This is a genomic window from Rhodococcus sp. FW305-130 (assembly GCF_058788335.1).
In genome coordinates this window covers 1,110,785-1,133,452 of sequence record NZ_JBYTAP010000001.1, presented here as the reverse complement: position 1 = coordinate 1,133,452, position 22,668 = coordinate 1,110,785, and the positions used below count along the sequence as shown (strand labels likewise).

The window sequence follows — 22,668 nt, the reverse complement described above, 5'->3', positions numbered from 1 at the left end:
GTCGGGAATCAGACTATCGGGTGGGTCTGAGCTATCGACATCGCGATGCCGTCGAGGATGTCGTGTTCGCTGACAACCAGTTCGGTGATCCCGGCTCTGGCTTCGAATGTCTGAGCCAGCACCGTGGTGATGATCGCTCCGCCGCCGATGACGTCCACCCGCCCCGGATGCATCGGTCCGAAGGCGGCGCGATCAACCCGAGGCATGGCGGTAAGTCGCTCGCACACCTCGAAAAGTTGCTTGAACGGAATCCTCGACAGGTGCACCTTCTCGGCGTCGTACTCCGGAAGTTCCTGAGCAATCGCGGCCAGCGTCGTCATGGTTCCAGCGACACCCACCCAGGTGTGCGCCTTCTCGACGGGGACGGCCTCGAACGCCTCGGCAAGTTTTGCAGTCGCAAAAGTCGTCGCCTCGGAAACCTGCTCTGCCGTAGGCGGATCCGACGGTAGGCACCGCTCAGTGACGCGCACACAGCCGATGTCGGTGGAGTACGCAGCCTGGACGCCCGACGCGTCGCCGAGGACAACTTCGGTGGACCCGCCGCCGAGATCGACTACCACAAAGGGGCCCTCGGAGGGATCAAGTTCTCCCACAGCACCACCGAACGAGAGTCGCGCCTCTTCGTCGCCGGTGATCACCTCCGCTCCGGATCCGGGAATCACCGCACCGAGCACGTCCCGCGTCATCGTGAAGAAGTCTTCCCGATTCGCAGCGTCGCGAGTAGCCGACGTCGCGACCATTCGAACGGCGGTTGCTCCGGCATCGGCGATCATCGACGCGTACTCGACCAGCGCGACCCGGGTGCGTTCGATGGCCTCGGGCGCGAATGTCCCTGTCGCATCAACACCCTGACCCAGTCGCACGACGCGCATCTCGCGCCGGACATCCACCAGACGGCCGTCGTCGCCGACGTCGGCGATCAGCAGTCGAATGGAGTTGGTACCGCAATCGACTGCGGCAACACGGCGAGTCACCGGTCGGCGGTGTCGGCGTCGTCGATGCCAGGCCAGTCCGCGGGAATTGCAGTTCCGCGGAGCTTTCCGTGGCCGGCCAAGGCAACGGACTCGTCACCGAGCGGATTGACGCCGGGACCCTTGGCAAGCGAATGCGCCATCAGCACGTGCAAGCACTTGACGCGATCCGGCATCCCGCCACCGGCAAAGTCGGTTCCGAGAGATTCGATCGCGTCCCGCTCGGCAAGGTACGACTCGTATGCCCGCCGGTAGGCCGCGGCAAGTTCCGGATCCTGGGTCAGGCGTTCGGTCATTTCACGCATGACGCCGGCGGATTCCTGACGGCTCGCTTCGGCCGTCAGTCGCGGGTCGGTGAGGTAGTACAACGTCGGGAACGGTGTTCCGTCCGGAAGTTTGGGGGCAGTCTTGACGACGCCGGGCTGACCGTCCGGGCTGCGGTACGCGATCTCGATCACTCCGCGTGGCTCACGGCCCAATTGAGCGGCAACGGCGTCGAGATCCGCTTGTGAAACCTGTGGGGAATTTTCGGACGTGTTGCTCACCCGGTGGGTACTCCTTGTTCTTCTGGCTCTATCGGCGCCAACGGCATCGGGGCCGGTGTCGTCGTCTCGGGAACCACTGGCGGTTCCGAAATCGTTTGCCACAGATCGCGATACCACGGACCTGTCAGCGGTGTTTCCTTTTCCTGCTTCTTCTCGGGTTCCTTGTAGTCGCCGGGAAGCTGAACCTGAAACGGGGTCTCGCCCGGTTTGACGTACCGAAGGCGTTCTCGTGCAAGAGCTTCGATGTACGCAGGGTCGTCGAAGCGCGCGTTCTGGCCCTGCAGCTTTCGCAGTTCTTCCTCGAGCACCTGACGTTCGGCCGCCACCTGCGCGGCATCCGAACGCTGGCTGATGTACGTGCGCAGCGGCACTGCCAGTGTCAGCGCCAGCATGAGCACAACCATCGCGAGCACAACGGCCCGACTGGTGGACAAGCCGAAAATGGTGTTGTCCGACTTCGGAAGCCGAGACCAGAACTTGTTGGTTCCGCTCTTTCCCCGGGCCGACTTCGACCCACGCGCCGACGCTTTCTCGGCGGAGACACCCGGTTGCGCGGGGTCTGTCACAGCGGAATCAACTACTGCCGGATCGACCGAAGGTGCCGGTTCCGACGCGCGTGGGCGTCGAGCGCTGTCACGACGCGCGCGCGACGGTGTGTCCCCACGACGGGAACCACGACCCCCCGGACTTCCGCCGGGGGATCGTGGCTTACCGCGCTGTGCAGACACTACTGAATCTTAGATTTCCGTCAGGCCTCGAAAGCGAAGCGCGGGAACGCAACCTCGCCGGCGTAACGTGCTGCGTCGCCGAGGTTCTCCTCGATACGCAGCAGCTGGTTGTACTTGGCAACGCGCTCGCTGCGGGCCGGAGCACCGGTCTTGATCTGACCGCTGCCGACGGCAACCGCGAGGTCGGCGATGGTGGTGTCCTCGGTCTCGCCGGAACGGTGGCTCATCATCGTCTTGTAGCCGTTGCGGTGAGCGAGATCGACGGCGTCGAGAGTCTCGGTCAGAGTGCCGATCTGGTTGACCTTCACCAGGAGTGCGTTTGCCGCACCCTTGACGATGCCTTCTTCGAGGCGCTCGGGGTTGGTGACGAAGAGGTCGTCGCCGACGAGCTGGACCTTGTTGCCGATCTGATCGGTGAGTGCGACCCAGCCGTCCCAGTCGTCTTCGTCGAGCGGATCCTCGATGGAAACGAGCGGGTAGGCGTCGATGAGCTCGGCGTAGAACGCCGCCATCTCGGCCGCGGTGCGGTTCTTGCCCTCGAACTTGTAGCCGGTGCCGTCGGTGTAGAACTCGGTGGCGGCGACGTCGAGAGCGAGCGCGACGTCGGTACCCAGCTTGAGGCCGGTCTTGTTCACGGCGATCGTGATGAGGTCGAGTGCTTCCTTGGTGCCCGCGACGTCGGGAGCGAATCCGCCTTCGTCACCGAGACCGGTGGAGAGGCCCTTCTCCTTGAGGACCGACTTCAGGGAGTGGTAGACCTCGGCACCCCAGCGCAGCGATTCCTTGAAGCTCGGTGCGCCGATGGGAGCAACCATGAACTCCTGGACGTCGACACCGGTGTCTGCGTGCGCGCCACCGTTGAGGATGTTCATCATCGGGACAGGGAGAACGTGAGCGTTGGGGCCACCGACGTAGCGGAACAGCTCGAGGCCCGAGGACTCGGCAGCGGCGCGAGCCACGGCAAGCGAGGCACCGAGCAGAGCGTTTGCGCCGAGACGCGACTTGTCCGGGGTGCCGTCTGCGTCGAGCAGCGCCTGGTCGACCGTGCGCTGCTCGGTTGCGTCGATGCCGATGATGGCCGGAGCGATCTCGCCGAGCACAGCCTCAACGGCCTTCTCGACGCCCTTTCCGCCGTAGCGTGCGCCACCGTCGCGCAGTTCGACGGCTTCGTGCTCACCGGTGGAAGCACCGGACGGCACCGCAGCCCGGGCGAAACTTCCGTCTTCGAGCAGAACCTCGACCTCAACCGTGGGGTTGCCACGTGAATCAAGGATCTCGCGAGCTCCGACCTGCTCAATACTGGCCACTGTGTGGTTCTCCTTCGAATGGGCTTCGCATTGGGGCACGCTCTGCGTGCTTGACACTTGGGCTCCGACCCCTCCGGTCGAAAGAGGACCACGATCGCGGCTGGGCCTCTGCAGTGCCAGCACCTCTGTAGTGCCAGCACACAGCCTAACCGCACGGGCCGAAGGCTTCTTTATCGACGCGCGGTCACGGGCCCGACCTGCGGATCGATCACCGTCAGTCCGGCCGTACCCCGACTGAATACGCCGACGCACGATCACGAACGAGCGCGAGATAGTCGCCCGAGAGGTTGTACGCCATGAGCGCCTGCTGCCACCCGGCAGCGGCAGTGAGGTCTCCCCCGCGTGCACACAGGTAACGAGCGGCGGTGAGGGCAGCGTCGTCGATGTTGTCCGGGTCCACCCGGCCGTCGCCGTTGGCGTCGACTCCCCATTTGAGCCACGTCTCAGGGATGAACTGCATAGGCCCCATCGCACGGTCGTGCACTGGATCGCCGTCCATCGCCCCGCCGTCGGTGTCGGGGATCTCGGCAACTCCCGGGCCACCGTCCAGAGGGATTCCCCGAATGGCCGGGGCGACCTGGCCGAACGCATCGACCGACGAACCGTCGTAGGTCCCGTGGCGGCTCTCGACGCTGCCGATACCGGCCAATGTCGTCCACCCGATTCCGCAGCTGGGAAGCGTCTCGGCCATGACCGCAGCGGCGTACCCGTATGCCTCGAGTGCCGTCGTCCCGATCCCGATGTCGTCCGACAATCCCGCGGCCCAGTCGGCGAGTTGATCAGCACTGCGGCCGGGGGCATTGATGTCGATCGGCGGCGTCGGAGAGCCTGTACCTGGGGGTATGCCCTCCGGAATGGCTACTTTCGGTTCGTTCGATCCACACGCCACGATGCCTGCGCCCAGCAAGGCTGTTCCGGCAGCTACTGCGGCTACGACTCTCGAGAGACGCCGGGGACTTCTGCGGGCTGCGGGAGTTCGGTACACCCTTCCATCATCCACATGCGAGCGAAGTACTCCCGAATCCATTGGTAAAGAACAGCAAAAGTACAGGTCAGGGCGTGGTTCACCACCGATTGTGGAGTATCTTCTTCTGAGTTAAGGCTGGCCTAGCCTCATACGTTCGGCAGAAGCTGTCGCACTCACTCAGTCAGGAGTCGCCCGTGCCCGTGTCGGTACTCGCTGCCGCGAGCACACCATCAGTTGCCACCCAGTTATTCGGTAGTGGCCTGATCGGTCTGCGCGAAGGCCTCGAAGCGGGCATCGTGGTGATGATTCTCGCTGCCTACCTCGTGAAAGCTCAGCGCAGGGATGCACTCAAATGGGTGTGGCTCGGCGTCGCGATCGCCGTCGCAATGGTGGCGATCATCTTTTTCGCGATCCACTACGGAACGTCGACGGTCGACGGCCTGACCGCAGAGATCATCGCGGGCGTTGCCTCCCTGGTCGCCGTCGTCATCGTCACGATCATGGTCCTGTGGATGCGCACGGCTGCGAAGAACATTTCCGGCGATCTGAAAGCGGGGATGGAGAAGGCGTTGATCGCCGGCCCCGTCGCCATCTTGTCGCTGTCGTTCTTCGCGGTCGGTCGTGAAGGCGTCGAGACAGCGTTGCTCATGGTCGGATACGCCGAGAACACCGCAGGCAGCTCCTGGCCGTTGGTCGGACTGCTCCTCGGAATTCTCCTGGCCGCCGTCTTGACCGTCGCCATGTACTTCGGCGCCCTCCGTCTCAACCTGACGACCTTCTTCCGGTACACGGCGATCTTCCTCATCGTCGTAGCCGCCGGAATCCTCTCGTACGGTGTTCGCGCTCTACAGACCGGAAATGTGCTTCCGGGCGGTTCGAATCTCGCGTTCAACCTGACGCCCGGCTACGACCCGTCGACCTGGTACGGCACCGTCCTCGCCGGAATCTTCAACTTCCGCCCGGATCCGACGGTCCTGCAAGCCGTCGCGTGGGTCGTCTACCTCGTAGTCGTCCTCGCACTCTTCCTGCGTCCCCTTCCGTCGAAGCCAACCGAGCCGACGGCCCCGCCTGCGCACGACACACACGTTCCCGAAAAATCCTGAGAGGCATTGCCGACATGCGTAAATCCACCCTCGTACTGGCCACGGCTGCGGTACTTCCCTTCTCCCTCGCCGCGTGCACCGAGAAGACGACGGCGAGCGACGGCGACATCGTCGTCACGGCCACCGACGATTCGTGTGACGTCAGTGCCACCACCGGGACCACTGGCAGTTCGACGTTCCAGGTGACGAACAACGGCTCGAAGGTCACCGAGTTCTACGTCTTCGCCGAGGGTGATCGAGCGATGGGCGAAGTCGAGAACATCGGCCCCGGCCTTACCCGGCAGCTGATCGTCTCTCTCCCCGAGGCTGCGACCTATCAACTCGCGTGCAAGCCGGGCATGGTCGGAACCGGCATCCGCCAGGACTTCGTCGTCACGGGCGATTCGCAGGCGGCCACCGACGAGAGCGGACAACTCGCCGAAGCTGCCGACGGCTACCGGCGGTACATCCGCAGCCAGATCGTCGCGCTGCAGGACACCGCAGCTCAGTTCGTCGCCGCCGTCCAGTCCGGCAACGTCGACCAGGCGAAGGCACTGTTCCCGATCGCACGTACCTACTACGAGCGCATCGAGCCCGAGGCCGAGAGCTTCGGCGAACTCGATCCCAAGCTTGACCTGCGCGAAGCGGATCTGGAGCCCGGTCAGGTCTGGACGGGATTCCACCGCCTCGAGAAGGATTTGTGGGTCACCGGATTTCAGCCGGATACCAACGCAGTCGCCGATCAACTGCTCGAAGACATTCAGTATCTTGCCGATCAGGTGAACGCCGAGGACTACACGATCGACCCAACCAAGATCGCCGGCGACGCCCAAGGACTGCTCGACGAGATCTCGACCTCCAAGATCACCGGAGAGGAAGACATCTTCTCGCACACCGACCTGTGGGATTTCCAGGCCAACGTCGACGGCTCACAAGCGGCGATCGCGGCACTGAACCCGATTCTGCAGGAACGTAATCCCGAGCTCGCCCAGCGCATCGCGGACCGATTCGCCGACCTCGACGCCGCTCTGGCGCAGTTCCGGGTCGGCGACGGATTCGTGTACTACGACACCGTCACCGAAGCGCAGCGTCAAGAACTCTCGCGTAATATCGATGCTCTGTCCGCCGAGGTCAGCCAGGTCCAGGAAGTAGTCGCGGGACAGTAGATGACTGATTCACCAGAAGGCACACCCGCTGCGGAAAACGCAGCACCGCATGCGGTCTCACGGCGCCGACTGTTCGGCGCCGTGGGGGCCGGCGCCGTCCTGGCCGGTGCCGGTGCCGTCATCGGGCGGGTGACCGCCGACGAGAATTCCGGCACCGATCACGCAGACGTGGTGGCATTCCGCGGCGAGCATCAAGCAGGCATCACGACGCCGGCCCAGGATCGCATGCACTTCGTCGCTTTCGATGTGACGACGAAGTCGCGCGACGAACTGATCACGCTGCTGCAGACGTGGACGGCGATGGCCGAACGAATGACGGCAGGTCAGGAAGCAACCGAGGACGGAGCGACCGGCGACGGTCCGTACGCGCCACCGAGCGATACCGGTGAGGCACTCGATCTCGCGCCGTCGCAACTCACCCTGACCATCGGATTCGGACCGTCACTTTTCGACGACCGTTTCGGGCTCGCAGACAAGAAACCTGCTGCCCTGCTCGATCTCCCCCACTTCCGCGCGGACAACCTCGATCCGAATCGCAGCGGGGGCGACATCGCCATCCAAGCGTGCGCCAACGATCCCCAGGTTGCCGTCCATGCGATCCGCAACCTCGCGCGAGTCGCTTTCGGGACCGCGTCGGTCAAGTGGTCACAACTCGGGTTCGGGCGAACGTCCTCGACCTCGACGACGCAGGCGACACCACGAAATCTGTTCGGGTTCAAGGACGGAACAGCCAACATCAAGGCGGAAGATCCAAACGCACTCGCCCAGCACGTCTGGGTTGATCCCACTGACGATCAGGCCTGGATGGCAGGCGGATCATTCCTCGTCGCCAGACGAATCCGCATGCTGATCGAGCAGTGGGATCGCGCAGTACTCAAGGAACAGGAAGCTGTCATCGGCCGCTCCAAACGCAGCGGAGCGCCACTCGGCGCCAAAGACGAGTTCGACGAACTCGATCTCGATTCCAAAATGGGCCACGACTTCGTCATCCCGGAGGATTCACACGTGCGCCTGGCCTCTGCCGAGGAACTCGGTGGGATTCAGATCTTGCGCCGCGGATACAACTTCACCGACGGCTCCGACGGCTTCGGCCACCTCGACGCGGGACTGTTCTTCGTTGCGTACTGCCGGAATCCGGTCGAGCAATTTGTTCCGATGCAGCAAAACCTTTCACGACACGATGCGCTGAACGAATACATCCAACACGTCGGTTCTGCCGTCTTCGCGTGCCCCGGCGGTCTCGCGGACGGCAAGGACTGGAGTTCCCAGCTGTTCACCTGATGCGAGTCTCCGGGTTCAGTATCTCCACGAACGCACCAAATTGACCGGTGCCCGATTCCGCTCGGTCAGTGGATCGATTGCCTTGGTCGTGGTCGGCGGCAACAACTCGGCGGTAGGTACCGGCGCGACAATCTCCGTTGTTTGGGTCAGCGGTGGTTCCGCCTGCGCAGGATCCGAGAACGGGCGCAGCACCGCCCACGCGAGGAAGCTGGTCAGTGCAACCAGCGAGAACCCAACGCCCACAAGGATTTGCATTCTCCCAAGCCCACCAGAAGGCAGCGAATCCGATTCCGTGCCTTCCTCGGTTTCACCGACACTGCGCACAACGGCCTGATCGGAAGACATGTCTACCGCATCCGTTGCGATTTCCGAGTCGGAGACGCCCGAAACCGAGACTTCCGAAACCGCGACTTCCGAAACCGAGACTTCCGAGCTGTGGTGCTCCTGATGTAAGACCTCGGCTATCAATGCTGCACCCTTGGCCGAGGCGAGCTCGGGCTCGGCCGGCCTGATCACCGGTACCGAAAACTCCCGCTCGAGTATCTTCTCCACCAGTGAAATTCGGGCGCCTCCTCCGACGAGAACCAAAGCGTCAGGGACACACCGGGCTCGAGCCGCAACTTCTCGGATCACCATCAGCGTGTCTTCGACTTCCCGCGTGACAACCGAATCAAAACGGATGCACATGGATTCGGGAACGGGCATCACCTGCGCACGACGGGAGCCACTGGCGAGGTATTCCTTGACTTCGCGGGCGTCGAACGCTGCATCAGCGTCGAGGGCTGCATCAGCCGTGGTTGCCGAGAGTAACTCCACGACTACCCCGTCGAGTCTGTCACCAGCGAGCGCCGTCGACCGCGTGGACGCGATAGTTGTCGCGGTTCCGATCTCGATCATCGAGACAGTCACCCCGGTTCGACCGATATCGAGAACTGTCAGTAACCGAAAACCTTCGGCCGCACCCGAAGTCCGTACCAGCGCGACAACGGCCACCGCTTCCGAGACCGTGACAGCACCCTCGATACCTCGGGCACGCAGTTCTGATTCGAGCGCCACGTTCTGCCGCTCGTCAGGAACCGCGATGACCATCCGTGACGTGTCCCCGCGAACCGCAGCAACTAGGTGAATCGCGGCTGTCCTCACCGGAGAGGCGTCGTATGCGTCTACCGTCCGAGTCAGGAATCGACCGCTCGCGGATCCGGTTTCCGGCTGAGAGTCGGCCCGAACAATACGAACCGATGCAGCGCCCAACGACGCACCGAACACTGGATCCATCGCTGTACGCACCCCCATATCCAACTCTTGCACTGCTTATTCGTCGCAAAACATACTTGCGGTATGTTATCCGTAGCGGGAAGTTTACCGGATCCTCGGGAAACCGGAGAACTACGCGAAACTGGCAGGCTGAATCAATGTGTGGAGAGGTCCTTGAACAAGTCGATGGCCAACATGACAAGCGCGATGTCCGCACTACACGTCCCTCATCTCTCCCCGCTGGAGACCACCCCTCGACACTTCCGCCACCGCCAGACACCGACCGGGATTCGCACGATTGACACTTGGATTCCAGGCCCAGGCGATAGGGCTCTGTTCGCCTCGCTTCACCTGCCTTCGGATGGTGCCGTGCGCGGCGCCGTCGTCATATGTCCCCCCCTTGCGAAGGAACACATCAGCGCTTACCGGGGACTACGCCAACTCGCCCAAGAACTTGCCGAGCACGGATTCCTCGCGCTTCGTTTCGACTATGCAGGACAGGGTGATTCATCCGGCCGCCAGGACGACCCGCTCGCAGTTTCGCAATGGCAAGCCAGCGTTGCGGCAGCCGTTGCGTACGCGCGGCGCGCGGGCATCGAGTCCGTTGCCGTCACAGGTTTGCGCGCAGGGGCACTGATCGCGGCAGCCACCGTCGATACGCTTGGCGACCTACGTGCGATGGTCTTGTGGGATCCGGTCATATCCGGTCGGTCCTACGTTCGCGAACTGACTGCGCTGTACCGCGTTTCGGTCGACGACGACCCTCACCACGACGATTGCACATCCATCGTCGGCGGCGTGCTTGATTCCGCTGCGGTGAAAGACCTTTCCGGACTCGACCTCAGCACCTTCGATCCGGGTTCCTCGACGAAGGTCCTCGCCGCGATTCGCCCTGAATTCGCTGCTTCGCCCCGCACTGTTCGGATGCTCGAGCGATCCGGCGCAGAACGCATGTTCGTCGAACGCCAGAATCAGTTCGTATCCCCCAGCAGTTTCGTACTCTCGGTACCAACGCACGACATCAAACAGATTTCGAGTTGGGTGTCACGTCAATTCGGCGAGGACAAGACTGTCGTGGACCCAGAGATCACGTCGGCGGCGCATGTCGCGACGGCTGACGACGGCGAAGAAGTCTGGGAAACCTTGGAAAGACGGTCCACCGGATCACTCTTTGCAATCTCCACCGCCTCCCGCACGACTACGAGTCACGCTGCCACTGCGGTCTTTCACAGCACCGCGAACGAACACCGGATCGGGCCGGCCAGGCTGTGGGTCGAGTCCGCTCGAACTCTCGCAGCGCACGGCATCCGCTCGGTTCGCTTCGACAGGATGGGCACAGGAGACAGCGGAACTGTCCTCACCGACGAGAACACCCCCATCGTGTCTCCGGAAGCGCGCCGCAATGTGTTGGATCTGATTGACACTCTCGACGTACCGCCGTCCCGCCGGATGCACGTCGGAATGTGTTCCGGCGCATGGATGGGTGCCTACGTGGCAAGCCAGCGCGGCGCACGGTCCGTGGTGCTTCTCAACATCGTGAATTGGTCGATCAACAATCGACGACCACCAGTGAAGAAAGCACATGTCGATGCAATGGAGTCTGACGTTGCAAACCGAATTTTCGTCGTGGCCAGAACAATTCGCAATGCCGGACGACGAGCCCAGCGGTACGTGCCTTACCCGGTGTGGCTCGGTCTCGGCTTCCTCGGACTGGTCAACGCCCCTGAGTCGATGCTTCGCACCTTGACCCGCCGAGGGACGAAGACCGCAGTGTCCCTCGCGCCTGAAGACGAAGCGTGGTTCGAGTCGAACAGAGGCAGACAAGGTGTCACGCGTCTTTCGAGCTCGAAGAATCCCCCGCACGTCTTGTTCTCAGGCTCCGGTGATCACAACCTGTTCCATCGCAGTTCTCGAGAACGCGTCGGCCGGTTGATAGTTGCCTCTGCACTCGATGCGTTCGGAGACCGAAGACTCGCCGTGTCGAAGCACGACAAGGAGGGACTCGGAGCATGATGCGCACGTCTACCCGGGACGGAATTCGAACGTCGTCCTACGTATTCGTAGTCGTTGCAGCGACAACCGCGGCGCTTCTGACCGGTTGCGCTTCCGACACAGCGCCCGCCGAACCGGCTCCGACGTCCGCACCTCTTCCCTCGATCAGCGCCGACGCCGTCGCGGCCAGAGGCAAACTCGAAAGCACGTCCGCGTTCGACAACGTCGATCCACTGATAGCCGGCGTGGGCGCGACTGCCCACCAGATCACGTACCGATCAACTTCAGGCACGGACGGAAGCTCAACGATCGTCTCTGGAGTCGTCTTCGTTCCGGAAGGCGATCCACCACCCGGCGGGCGGTCTGTCGTCACCGTCGGTCACGGCACAACGGGAGTGACTGCGGAGTGCGGACCTTCGATGCACCCGGATCTCCTGGGCTACGCGAGTACGATCGTCCCTTTGATGAAACTGGGATTCGTGGCAGTCATGACCGACTACCAAGGGTTGGGTCCGGCAGGCGGCATCAACCCGTACCTCGATCCGAACACCAGCGCGTTCAACCTGATCGACGGAGTTCGCGCGGCGCGAGAAATGGTCCCGGACACGTCCGGGAAATGGGCAGGACTCGGCGTGTCGATCGGTGGGCAAGCTACATGGGCGGCGGCAGAGTTGTCCGGTTTCTACGCGCCCGAATTGAATTTTGTCGGATCGGTAGCACTGGCTCCGGCCGCAGATCTTTCCAAGCTCGCCGACTTGGCCCAGTCGCAGTGGCTGACGCATGAACAGCAGATCATGATGTCGTACGTAGTATCTGGGCTGACCGTCGCTCGACCCGGCACCGATCCAGGCAACTACCTACACGGTGCGCTGTCGAGTAACTCTGAGATGTGGTTGGCGTGTGCGGGCCCGGCGTTGAAAGAACGCGGCGAACAAGCATCACGACTGAATCCCGCCGATACCCTGCCGAGCTCCGACGAGGCCGGAGCAGTCCTGCACGACTGGCTCACATCGATCACCCTTCCGCAGCGTCCAGCCGGAGGACCACTGCTGGTCATCAACGGCGACGCTGATCAGACGATCCGCCCGCAGTGGGTGCAAGAGGCCGTCGACAATGCCTGTGCGTTCGGCGATTCGGTGCAGCACATCGTCAGGGCAGGCCAAACTCACAACAATCTGGATCCGGGGTCCGAGACCGCAGTCTGGCTCCAAGCGCGCTTCAGAGGCGAGCCACCGCCGTCTGACTGCTGACTATCGTCGAAAACTCGAATCGACCAGGTACTCCATGTTCTGAACCGCAGGAGTGGATGCGACGTCGGCATGTGTCTTCGCCGAAGACACTTCCGTCCCGTTCCGAACCACGCTGACCGAGACGGCGCCGACCGCCGATGGAACCGTGCAGATGTCCATCCCTGTATCGGCCCTGCACGTGGTCGTCGTACCGCCGACCGTAACTTTCACTTCGGCACCATCGACCAAGAAGGTCAAAACCTCGATCGTGTCGCGAACCGGGGACGACCCCGCACGCAGAATCATCGGCGATACCGAGGGTAGTGCGGGTTGCGCGGACGACAGCTGGTTCCGATAGGTGACGTACGCGATATCACGTGTAATCGCCGGTGCCGTTCCGGTCTTGAACCAGTCGACAAAATATGCGTTCAGATCGAGCAGCGCACGACCGTGCCCCTCGCTCGGTGCAAACGCCGTACCTTCGCTGTAGTCGTTCCACGAAATTAGTTGCACCCATTCGCTATCCGATTCGCGCGCAATCTGCCAGGTGTTTCGGAGATTCCCAGTGTTCTGCGCTTCGTCGAAAACCGATTGGCTGGGACGCGCATCCTGGAACGAGACCGACTGCATCCATATCTTGCCGAGAGCGTGCGCTCGGTTCACCTGATCCAGTGGCGAGCCGATCCCGGTGTCCGTCACTGGATTGAAGGAAGGGTTACGTCCACCCCACGTCGACATTCCGTAGCTTATCGACGCGAATGAATCCATATTCGTGGTGGAGTTCAGGAAGAGTGGAACGAAGGCCACCTCGATCCCGTAGCGGGCCTTCATGATTTCGAGAAACTGCGACCACCACGCCGGGTCGTGTTTCTCGGCAAGAAACGGCGAAATCACCACCCGGTTGTCCGTCAATCGAAAAACCGACGGGGATGACGCGTACTGCGACAACTCGCCTGCCAGATTCGCGGGGTCCAATGTGCCGAGTTCGCCGTTCATATCCGGCATCAGCATTATTTCGAACGCAGGATCAACCGCAGCCGAAGCGGCGAGAAGTTCGGACGGAACGGACGAAGACCACAACGGGTTCGACGACTTCGTCAGAATGTCAACCGAGAACCCACTGATTCCCGCGCCGATTGCCTGCCGCACTTCATCTTCGAGATCTCGCTGCCTCCACTGTGGGTCAGCTGAAACAGGCCGTGGTTGCGGCCGGTCTCGAAGAAACCCTCCGAATGCGGCGTATGAACCTCGTTCACCGTTCGGATTGAGATACTGAGTGGCGTAATAGTCTTCGCCCGACGGTAGGTTGTCGATCGAAAGGGGATACGGCGGGAAGTAGTGCGCAAAGACCATTTTGCCGGTCGACTGTCCGTTGTCCGGAAGCTCGACGGCGGGATGTGATGACACCGCCGCGTCAACCCTCGCGTTTGGGTCCACTCCACCAGAGAGCCTGAGGCCGGACGCTACGAGAAGCGCTGACGACACCAGCGCAATGCCGATTGCAACTGCACGAAATTTCCTGCCCCGCGAACCTTCGATACTCACCCGTTTCCGTTTTCGAGCATCGGCGTTCACCGAATCAGCCACCCCTTCTCACACACGGCCTTACGCCGCAATGTCCGGTGACGTTGACATCCCGGACCTGGAAATCGAATTCCAATTCAATTCTGCTGCACAGAATCCGAAGCTTGCGTGGGGTGACTCGACATGGAATCGGAATCGCCGCTTTCACCAGGTGATCTTACCTACCGCTCATCGGTCGGCAACTCGTCGCTCGACCGGTTTACCTTCGGCGCGACTTTCGTCCGGAGCATCGAGCGCGGGATCGCCACCGTGGGACTGTCCAGATCACTCCGCGTGTAGCGCTCTTCGGTCTCTGCCGGCTCCCATTCGTCGAAATCGATTCGCACACCGTCGGCAATAGATTCACCGGAATCGGCCGAATCATGCTTGTCCACTTCATTCTTCCCGGTCGAGCCCGTGCCCGGTTCTGTATGGACCGAATGCGCAGCGGCTCCCCGTTCGACGGGGGGCCACGCGCCGACTCGTTCATTCGATGCATCATTAACCGGAGGCTCGCTCGGCGAAGGCTTGTCGACCACGCTCACTCGGCTGCGGCCCTTGACCGAGCCACTACGTCCGGCACCCGTCAGCACAGCACCCAACAAGTTCGCGCCGGCAGCGCGCAGAGTGGCCACTGCCCCTTCCACCTCGTCCACCGACGAAATACTCTGTGTTGAAACAAGAACCACACCGTCGACGACTGAGCCGATCACAGTCGAATCGGTATAGAGCGATAAAGGTGGGCCCACGACGATCGTGTATTCGAAATTCTCGGTGACCTCCAAAAGCACCTCGCGTGCTGAGACCGATGCGATGGCGTCACCGGAATCGGATCGTATCGAGCCGGCGGGCAGCAGGGTCAATGAGCGACCAGGTACCTGAACGAGCGCGTCCACGAGCGGAATTGCGCCGGCAAGAACGTCGGAAAAGCCGGCTGCCGGTTTCATCCCCAAGTATGAATCCAAGCTCGGCGACCTCAAGTCACCGTCCACCAACAGTACTCGACGTCCCGATTCGGACAGGACAACCGCGAGATCGGCTGCGATGCACCCCGCAGGCTCCGAGTACCGAGGCGAGGCGATAAGGACCGAACGGATCGCGTCGGCACTCGGGCCGGCGAACTCGATACCTGTCCTGAGCTTGCGTATCGACTCGGCATAGGCGGTCGCGCCGTCGGCGGGGAATGTCAACGCGTGAGATCCCCGCGAAGCCGATTCCGGAACTGTCGCCAAAATCGGTACACCCGCAACGGCCGAGAGCATGGAAGCGCTTCGAACGGATCGATCGAGCCGCCCGAGGAGCACCCGGACGCCGACGCCGACGACCAGGCCACCGACGAGGCCGAACAGGGACGTCATCACGAGATTCGAACCCCCACTGGCATCTTCAGCGTTCGCCTCGGTGACCACCTGGACAGACGTATTCGGACGTCCACCACCGTTAGGGGTCTCCAACTGCCCGACATATTGTGCAAAATTCTTCGCATACGCATTGGCGATACCAGCCGATCCTTCGGCCGTCGAATCCGTGACAGAGACCTGCAAGAGCACAGTTTTCTCCACTGCTGCCGCCGAGACCTGCGAGGCCAACTCGTGTCCGCTCATTGGAAGACCCAGGTCGTCGATCACCTTGACCGCGAGATCGTCGCTCGAAAACAATTGGGCATAGGTCGCCGCTCGTTGTTGAGAAAACAGATCGCCCTGATATGCACCGGCCGAGTCGGCGCTGATCGGCGAGCCGATGAACAGCACAGTTGTCGACGTGTACGAAGACGGACTCGAAATGGCCATGAAAGCACCGAGGATCAAGCCGAACACCGCGAAGACAGGTATTGCCCACCCCCGCCTCAGGATTCGCGCGGCAGAGCTGAGTGCATTCATGTGTTCGCCTTTCTTGGAGACCGCTGTGTGCGTGTGTCTCCGTCGCGCCGTGGCGTGTGACTTGCCACCGAGTCAGTTGTTTCGGGCCGACCGCCGGGCAACACTGCCCCTCGCTGCCCTCGGCGTGTGGTGGTCAGGAGGACCGAACCTTCGATTTTCGCACCTGCGATTTCCAGATCGTGAATCTTCCTCATCAAGTCCTGCCTGTTCGTCGAATGAGACTGAACGACAAGGATTATCGAACGACACACCTTGGCCAATCGGCTCGAGTCAGCGTACTGCGTCCCGCCGGAGTCGAAGACAACCACAACGTCGAACCTGGCACTCAGATCTCGCAACATGCGTCCGAACGACTCCGACTCGAAGACTCGCTCGGGAGTTTCGGTCGGCGAACCGCTCCGGAGGAGAGTCGGCTGCAGCGGTGTCGAGATCAGAACATCGTCGAGGACGCTGTCCGACATGACGATGTCGGTGACCCCCAACTCGATACGAGCACGCGAGGATCGGAAGTTGCAGTCGACGAGAACCACCGAATACCCCAGAGCGCAAGCAGCATCGGCGATACCGCCAGCTGCGAACCTGCTGATCTCCCCCTCGTCGGCAGCGGTCACGAGCACAGGTGATGCCGGCGTGCCTGACCCGATGAGATCTCGGTTGAACTGCAGTCTCTCGAAAGAACTTCTCGATGCCGACTGAGCACCTTCCTCGGCGGACAGTCCCCTGTCACCGAGGTACGGGATGGACTCGAGCACAGGTAGACCCGTCCAGGCCGCCAATTCGTCGACACCCTGAACTGCTCTCGACCTCGCAGCAGCCAAGATCACACCAGTCACTCCAACCATCGATCCGACGACCAACCCCAGAAGAAGGTTCGGAATCGTCTGCGGGCCAGACGGGCTCGTCGGTGCTGACGCCGTGACGACAGTCAGCGGCTGAACCGTCGGGATCAAAGTCCCACTCGGCGTCTCGAGCCGCCGGATCGTCTCGTTCATCTCATCCGAAGCCGCGTTCGTCAGTTGCAGCGCCCGATCTGCACTGTCGGCGGTCCCAGAGATTTCGAGCAACACGGTGTCGGGCACAACGCGAACCGAAATGCTCTCGACGTCACGAAGACCACTCTCGCCCAGACGACTTGCGACACGGGCCGAGAAGTCGGCACCTTCCGCCAGACGCGTGTACGTACCGGCTCGTTGCTGCGAGAACTCGTCACCTTGGAAAGGGCTCGAATCGGCATTGCCCAGGGTGGTCGGTGTTCCCCACCCTGGCGTGGTGAGAAAGAGTTCGGTCGAGGACTTGAAAGTGGTCGGCGTGAGCATTGTCAACAGAACGCCTACCAGCAGGCCGAGCACTGTCGAGATGCCGACGACAATCCACCTGTCACGAAGGACTTCGAAGAAACGGGACGGGTTCATCGGAGAATCCCACCATTGGGCGCGCCGTCGCGAATCACACCGGAGGCAGTCAGCGATTCCACCAGCTTCTGAGCAATCACTGCATTCCCCACCGCATTCGGATGTACACCGTCCTCGAATTTCAGTGATTCGAGGTCGACGTCGGCGTACCAACCGTCTGCAACGGGATCGATCACGGTCGCGGCAACCGATTCCCCGTAACTTCGCAGCGCTGACACGAATTGCTCGTATCCTTCGTACGGCACTGGTGTGACGTATGTCGGCACGATGATCACCAGACGCGCATCCGGCCATGCATCCCGGACGGCGTCGATGTACGACGTCATGACGGGAAACAAATCCATCGGACTCATGTGCAGATCGTTTCGCCCACCGTCCACGAAAATGATGTCCGCTCGATACCGCTCGATCGACACCGGTAGTCGATTCGCGAATCGTGTTGTAGTTCCCTGATACTCCGGTGCGCCGTCGTTGGCGAAACCGGTGCTTCCCTGTGCATCGACATTGCAGTCCCACCCCATCCGGACGCAGATGATTCTCGGGTACGCCCCGAGCCCGATTCCGTTGATGCCCGCAGTGAAGCTGTCGCCGAACCACATCGATGCCGGCGCTGTGTCCGGCGGCAACTGAGGAACCGTGGTCGCTGAGGTGAGGGCGGACCGGCCGTTTTCGGCAGCCGAATTCTGACGCACGGCCAGCGTCGTCGCACAGACGACCAATACCACCAGTAGAGCAAGACCCACGAGTTCCAGCGGGCGACGGGCAGAGATTCTCGACGAGAATCGGCTCGTCCGAGTCATCGAGTCGCCTCCCGTCGTGAGACGAAGAATGCACAGCCGATGATGACGAGGAAGTACGACATCGCTTGCAGCAGTGACCCTCTGAGAAGAATGATCAGGTAGAAGGGCAGGATGCAGGCAAGAATCGTCGGCGCCCTGGACTGGCGCAGCGACATTTCGATTCTTCTGTCCTGAATCCCTGCGATCAGGCCCAGAGCAACCATTCCGGCTATCAACGCGATCCACCCACCGTTGACGAACAACTCGGACCACAACGGCGCAGAAAGGTTCTTGACCGTGTAGTTGCGGCTCTCCGCGAGCAGGATGCCGGTGTCCGTAGCTTTGCCGGGCCAGATGGTCCGCGGAATCCAGAAAAGAACAACTCCGAGTGCCTGCTTGCCATCGGTAACCCCGTGCGCATTCACAAAGTTGACGGTGTTGTTGACCTGCGCAAATGCATCGTAGTCCGGAGACGTGAGCGATTCGAGAGGCGAGCTTGTCTTGAACTGTGCCGACGTGCTGTACCTGAACGCATCGGCGAGCGGAAAGACCAGGACAAGTGCCGCCACGGCAAGCAGGGCAACCACACGGAATCGAACGCGGGTCGCGAAGAGTCCGAAAAGTGCCGCCACGGCGAGTGCTGCAGTACCGAACAGATACCTCGCACTCGAGATCGGATTGAACGTCAACAACAACACGGCTCCGAGCACGATGGCGCAGAGAAGAAACAGACGATCCGCTCCGGGATTCTGATCACGGTATTTGACCACCGCGATGAATGCGACGAGCAAGGACATCATCGCGACGGCGCCGATGATGCTGGCGACCGTGGATTGCCCCAGCGAAGCACTCGCCTGCTCCACCACGGCACTTCGGCTCGACAGAAGCGTCCCTACACCGAGTTTCTTGATGTAGTACGCGTTGGCGACCAGGGCGCAACCGGCAAGAATCAAAACCCGAACGGGATCCACACGCACGCTCGTGGCGTTTCCCCATCGCGTGTCTCTGATTCGACGCCAGACCGCACCGGAGAACACTAATCCCACCAGGAAGCCGACGATCCCCAGAAGGACGATCGAGACCGCCGTCGAGTTGAGGGACGGATCCACTCGCGGCGTCGTAGGAGGAATCTCTCGCAGGCGGAGCTGAGCAAGTGGTGCAAGACCCATGAAGACATAGGTGAAGACCCAGAACGACATCTCGACGAGCCGACGAAAGCCCTCGCCGACAATCCACGCGTAGCGCAATCCCGAAATCGTGGTGACGGCAAGTACCGCCATCCACACGCGCCCTGGGGGTGTCGGAGTGAACTCGACGACTGCGAAAGGCACGATGATCACCATGATCACCGCGGTCCAGATCGCAATCAGTGGTGGCATCAACGAGTCTCGCCGATTGACGTCGAATTCCGCGAACTCGTGAGGCTTTGTCCGCCCGCTGGAAATTGTTTTCACGTGGTCGTCCCGGCCAGTGCGCCTGTTCGTGTTCGGCGCAGGTCGCCGGGTTCGGAACGATCAACAGTGGACGGCACGATCACAGGGCTTTCGCGGCCAGAGTGCTTCCGTTGGGCAGCAACCACCAGGCAGACTGCGACCAGGATGGATGAGAGCGCCAGTCCGATCGCGACTCCGACCGCGGTTCCAGTGAGGGCTGCAGCCGCACTGCAGATGACAATTGCCGTGAGACTCTGGACGATTCGCAGTTTGAGCAGTCGTCCACTGGCTCCTTGAGTGCGGTAAAGATTGTAAACGCCCGCTATCCAACAGATCGCCGCGTACTCGAGTCCGAGAAACGGCAGGACATGGCGCGCCTCGGCCCAGGACTCTCCGAGAACGACCCGGCCGAGTGCATCTGGAAGGAAGGGAGCGGCAAATCCGATCGTTGCCGCCATCGCGGATGTGAGCCACGCTGCATAGCGCAGTGTGCTCCACACCTGGCGCGCGGTGTGGCCGGCCCGAACGGATTCGGGAATGACGATCAGTGGTAGCGAGCTGATCAGCACGGCGAACGGACCCAGGACGGTCACTGCTCCGCGCAAAGACGCGGCAGCCACCGTTCCGATGAAGGCTGTGGACACCGCGACGATCACGATTGCGGCCAGTTGGTCGATACCGCTCTCGAATCCGAACCGGATTCGATGGGTCCAGAACGACGTCCACCAGCGATACAGACCAGTCAGTCGCGGTAGCGTCTGTACGCGAATCATCAGGTAAACGAGTGCAAGCGCTCCGGCGAGGGACCACAGCCAGATCATCTCAGCGATCGAAAGTGCCTCTGGTCGAAGCCAAGTCACGACAAGCACACCGAACGCCACACTGGCCCACAACGCGTCGCTGAAGAACGCATGTTCCGGTTCTCCCATCGACATCGCGGTGAACCGCAAGGCATCCTGCGCGAGGACAACCGGTGCGGCGACGGCGTATGCAATCCCCACCTGCGGTTCGTGCAGGAAAACAGAGACTCCGAGGGCAACGATCCCGACTACGATTCCGAAGAAGGCCGCACCCGAGATCGCATGTCTGCTCTCCGTGCGAATCCTGTTGCGGCTGTATGCACTCATCAACAGCAGCGGTGTGCCCACTGCGCCTCGAACGAATCCGAGCGCAGCCGTGAGGATGGAGAAAACGAGGATCGCCAGACCGAACTCACTCACGGACGACGGGCCTGCCATCGCGAACAGAATCAACGCGTTGCTGACACTGGACAGCACCTGATCACCCGCGCTGAACAGCACGCGCAGTTTGAGACCCGCCACGTCTCTCACCTCCCCCCCTTGCGCTCCCTGCATTCCGAGACTTCGATGTTCCGCGACCAAGATTTCAAGACCGAGATCGATTTGAAACCATCGGTCGGCTCAGTTCACTCAAAACAGTCTATAGGATTGTTTACTGCGAAGTAGCCGAGGAGTACGAAGTGCCTGCAGACGCACCGTGGGACGCAGGTTTCCGCTATCGCTCGCCGAAGTGAAATCCTGTTTCCATCGTGACGTCGGCACCCGACAGGCCAGCGGCAGCCTTCACCGCCGCCATCAGTGAGGCCTTCGCGACATGTCCACCGGAATGACTGAACGTGCAATCGGAGACGTTCCCAGTCGCCCGAATGTTGATCGACAGCGCGTTCGGGGCGTAGGTCTGCATGCCACCGGAGTACACGAGTCGGCCATCCAGCTTCGCATACGGTCGATCGACTGGGAGACGAAAACACGACATACTGGTGGTCAGAGGCTGTTCCACAATCTCGTCACCTTCGCCGGCCCCACCGCTGGATCCGTGCCTGTAGTCAGCTGCGCGCGCGACCACCTCGCCTACTGATCGACGGATCAGCGCCTCACCCGACCGAATTCGCGACGACAGTTCACGCGCTACGTCCGCAGGGTCATCGACCGACCAATCGGCCCGAAATGGTATGTGACTGAACGCATTCCCATCGGTGAGCCCGAGAACCGGGGAATACGAGCGAAGGTCCGCCACCACGTGATGACTCTCGTGAGCCCCACGTCCCAACGCGGCGAGTAGTGCGCAGTAGAAGTAGACCGACGGCAATTTGCGATCAGTACTGCCCTCGAGCCGAGCGAAATACCACCACGCGCGTGAATCCAATGCATCAATGCCCGACTCGTCCGGGCGAGCAACAGGACGCGGAACCTCGTTCCGCATACCGACAATCTGCCGTATCGCGCCGAAAGATGCTTTGGGACGAGCGACGGACATCCGAAGTCCGCCCTCGACGATCCTGCGCGCAGTCAACGGCCGCCGGTCCTGACGATCGGGCGCACAGTCAGGACTCAACCCACTCAATGCCAGAAAGAGTCGTTCCGACTTCGGCATGAACACGGTCTCGTCACCGAATCGGTGCGAGTAGATCAGTCCGAGCATTCCGGCACTTACGACCAACACGATTGTCGACGGGTCGACGAGGCGACTGTTGTGGAAGAAACTCACGAAGACCTTGTTGAATTCGTCGACATCGACGGTGTCGAACTCGTCGGGGAGATCGCCTGCCACGTCGTCGAGCACCAGATGCTCGGGTTCGATTTCGGATTCATCGACTCGGCGCACCAGCACGACGCGCACACGGATGTCGTCCGCGGGATCGAAAACATTGCTGATCCACACCGAAATCGCGTCGTCGACTACTGACGGTACAACTGTCGCAAACGCCTGCTGAGTATTGCAGCAGTAGATGTTCCCCCACGGATCAGACCTCATCATTTCCCCTCTGCCGCCGAATACACAACAAACCGCAAGACGGTCAAAGTGCGATCGAACATTCACGCAGACCATTGCATGAGCACAGAATTGCACATGGTGCGAGAGCGCAGAATCTGGACCCGCCCGGACGCACACCACCCACCTCGACGCAACTATCACCAGAATCACATCCACCCAGTTATTTTTCGGCTAAATCAGTCGTCCAGACGGTTGCATGTCGGAATCCACCAGGGCGATTCGCCCATTTTGTCGAGTCCATCCAGCTGACCAGGTTGATAAACCGCCCTACTGGCGCTTAAAT

At 61.5% G+C, this 22,668-nt stretch carries 18 protein-coding genes; 5 read left to right on the top strand and 13 right to left on the bottom strand.

Going from position 1 to position 22,668, the window contains the following annotated elements; all coding sequences use genetic code 11:
* Positions 1-8: 8 nt before the first annotated feature.
* The 5 genes from AC3WQS_RS05495 to AC3WQS_RS05475 all read right to left on the bottom strand — a co-directional run bounded on the left by AC3WQS_RS05495 (position 9) and on the right by AC3WQS_RS05475 (position 4,578).
* Positions 9-974, bottom strand: coding sequence for a Ppx/GppA phosphatase family protein (locus AC3WQS_RS05495; protein ID WP_492712968.1), 966 nt, complete (start codon positions 972-974; stop codon positions 9-11).
* Positions 971-1,516 (bottom strand): DUF501 domain-containing protein, encoded by a 546-nt coding sequence (locus AC3WQS_RS05490; RefSeq protein WP_020908542.1) that lies wholly within the window; start codon positions 1,514-1,516, stop codon positions 971-973. Before AC3WQS_RS05490 ends, AC3WQS_RS05495 begins: the two co-directional genes overlap by 4 nt.
* Positions 1,513-2,244: an FtsB family cell division protein gene (locus AC3WQS_RS05485; protein ID WP_029536829.1), complete on the bottom strand. Its 732-nt coding sequence runs from the start codon at positions 2,242-2,244 to the stop codon at positions 1,513-1,515. The genes AC3WQS_RS05490 and AC3WQS_RS05485 overlap by 4 nt, the downstream gene beginning before the upstream one ends.
* Positions 2,245-2,264: 20 nt before the next feature.
* A complete protein-coding gene (eno, locus tag AC3WQS_RS05480; RefSeq protein WP_019744628.1) occupies positions 2,265-3,551 on the bottom strand; it encodes a phosphopyruvate hydratase in 1,287 nt (428 codons plus the stop codon).
* 214 nt (positions 3,552-3,765) lie between these two features.
* Positions 3,766-4,578 carry a lytic transglycosylase domain-containing protein gene (locus AC3WQS_RS05475; protein WP_029255866.1) on the bottom strand — a complete coding sequence of 271 codons (813 nt, stop codon included), beginning with the start codon at positions 4,576-4,578 and terminating at the stop codon, positions 3,766-3,768.
* A 140-nt stretch (positions 4,579-4,718) separates the two neighbouring features.
* Here AC3WQS_RS05475 and efeU point away from each other — a divergent pair, with 140 nt between their 5' ends.
* From efeU to efeB, 3 genes are read left to right on the top strand one after another with little or no spacing between them, the layout of a single operon-like run.
* Positions 4,719-5,621, top strand: coding sequence for an iron uptake transporter permease EfeU (efeU, locus tag AC3WQS_RS05470; RefSeq protein WP_021345071.1), 903 nt, complete (start codon positions 4,719-4,721; stop codon positions 5,619-5,621).
* A gap of 14 nt (positions 5,622-5,635) precedes the next feature.
* Positions 5,636-6,766, top strand: coding sequence for an iron uptake system protein EfeO (efeO, locus tag AC3WQS_RS05465; RefSeq protein ID WP_492711554.1), 1,131 nt, complete (start codon positions 5,636-5,638; stop codon positions 6,764-6,766).
* On the top strand, positions 6,767-8,047 hold the full coding sequence (efeB, locus tag AC3WQS_RS05460; RefSeq protein WP_029255867.1) for an iron uptake transporter deferrochelatase/peroxidase subunit: 1,281 nt from the start codon (positions 6,767-6,769) through the stop codon (positions 8,045-8,047).
* Between the two features lie 15 nt (positions 8,048-8,062).
* On the opposite strand, the gene AC3WQS_RS05455 is transcribed toward efeB, so the two are convergent.
* Entirely contained in the window at positions 8,063-9,340 is a 1,278-nt protein-coding gene (locus AC3WQS_RS05455; RefSeq protein WP_492711557.1) for a DUF7159 family protein, read from the bottom strand.
* A 330-nt stretch (positions 9,341-9,670) separates the two neighbouring features.
* On the opposite strand from AC3WQS_RS05455, the gene AC3WQS_RS05450 reads away from it, so the two are divergent.
* Together AC3WQS_RS05450 and AC3WQS_RS05445 are read left to right on the top strand one after the other, a co-directional pair.
* The gene (locus AC3WQS_RS05450; RefSeq protein ID WP_269577098.1) at positions 9,671-11,314 is read left to right on the top strand and encodes a serine aminopeptidase domain-containing protein; all 1,644 of its coding nucleotides are present in this window, start codon (positions 9,671-9,673) and stop codon (positions 11,312-11,314) included.
* Positions 11,311-12,543, top strand: coding sequence for a lipase family protein (locus AC3WQS_RS05445; RefSeq protein WP_269577097.1), 1,233 nt, complete (start codon positions 11,311-11,313; stop codon positions 12,541-12,543). Before AC3WQS_RS05450 ends, AC3WQS_RS05445 begins: the two co-directional genes overlap by 4 nt.
* On the opposite strand, the gene AC3WQS_RS05440 is transcribed toward AC3WQS_RS05445, so the two are convergent.
* The 7 genes from AC3WQS_RS05440 to AC3WQS_RS05410 form a co-directional block, all read right to left on the bottom strand.
* Positions 12,544-13,929 carry a glycoside hydrolase family 71 protein gene (locus AC3WQS_RS05440; RefSeq protein WP_492711559.1) on the bottom strand — a complete coding sequence of 462 codons (1,386 nt, stop codon included), beginning with the start codon at positions 13,927-13,929 and terminating at the stop codon, positions 12,544-12,546. It lies immediately after the preceding gene.
* Between the two features lie 338 nt (positions 13,930-14,267).
* A complete protein-coding gene (locus tag AC3WQS_RS05435; protein ID WP_492711560.1) occupies positions 14,268-15,965 on the bottom strand; it encodes a tyrosine-protein kinase domain-containing protein in 1,698 nt (565 codons plus the stop codon).
* Positions 15,962-17,377: a hypothetical protein gene (locus tag AC3WQS_RS05430; protein ID WP_492711562.1), complete on the bottom strand. Its 1,416-nt coding sequence runs from the start codon at positions 17,375-17,377 to the stop codon at positions 15,962-15,964. The genes AC3WQS_RS05435 and AC3WQS_RS05430 overlap by 4 nt, the downstream gene beginning before the upstream one ends.
* On the bottom strand, positions 17,374-18,177 hold the full coding sequence (locus AC3WQS_RS05425) for an SGNH/GDSL hydrolase family protein (RefSeq protein ID WP_024488192.1): 804 nt from the start codon (positions 18,175-18,177) through the stop codon (positions 17,374-17,376). The genes AC3WQS_RS05430 and AC3WQS_RS05425 overlap by 4 nt, the downstream gene beginning before the upstream one ends.
* Positions 18,174-19,610: an oligosaccharide repeat unit polymerase gene (locus AC3WQS_RS05420; RefSeq protein WP_492711563.1), complete on the bottom strand. Its 1,437-nt coding sequence runs from the start codon at positions 19,608-19,610 to the stop codon at positions 18,174-18,176. The genes AC3WQS_RS05425 and AC3WQS_RS05420 overlap by 4 nt, the downstream gene beginning before the upstream one ends.
* Positions 19,607-20,911: an MATE family efflux transporter gene (locus AC3WQS_RS05415; protein ID WP_133727853.1), complete on the bottom strand. Its 1,305-nt coding sequence runs from the start codon at positions 20,909-20,911 to the stop codon at positions 19,607-19,609. Before AC3WQS_RS05415 ends, AC3WQS_RS05420 begins: the two co-directional genes overlap by 4 nt.
* Positions 20,912-21,104: 193 nt before the next feature.
* On the bottom strand, positions 21,105-22,364 hold the full coding sequence (locus tag AC3WQS_RS05410) for a hypothetical protein (RefSeq protein ID WP_139182780.1): 1,260 nt from the start codon (positions 22,362-22,364) through the stop codon (positions 21,105-21,107).
* Positions 22,365-22,668 lie beyond the last annotated feature (304 nt).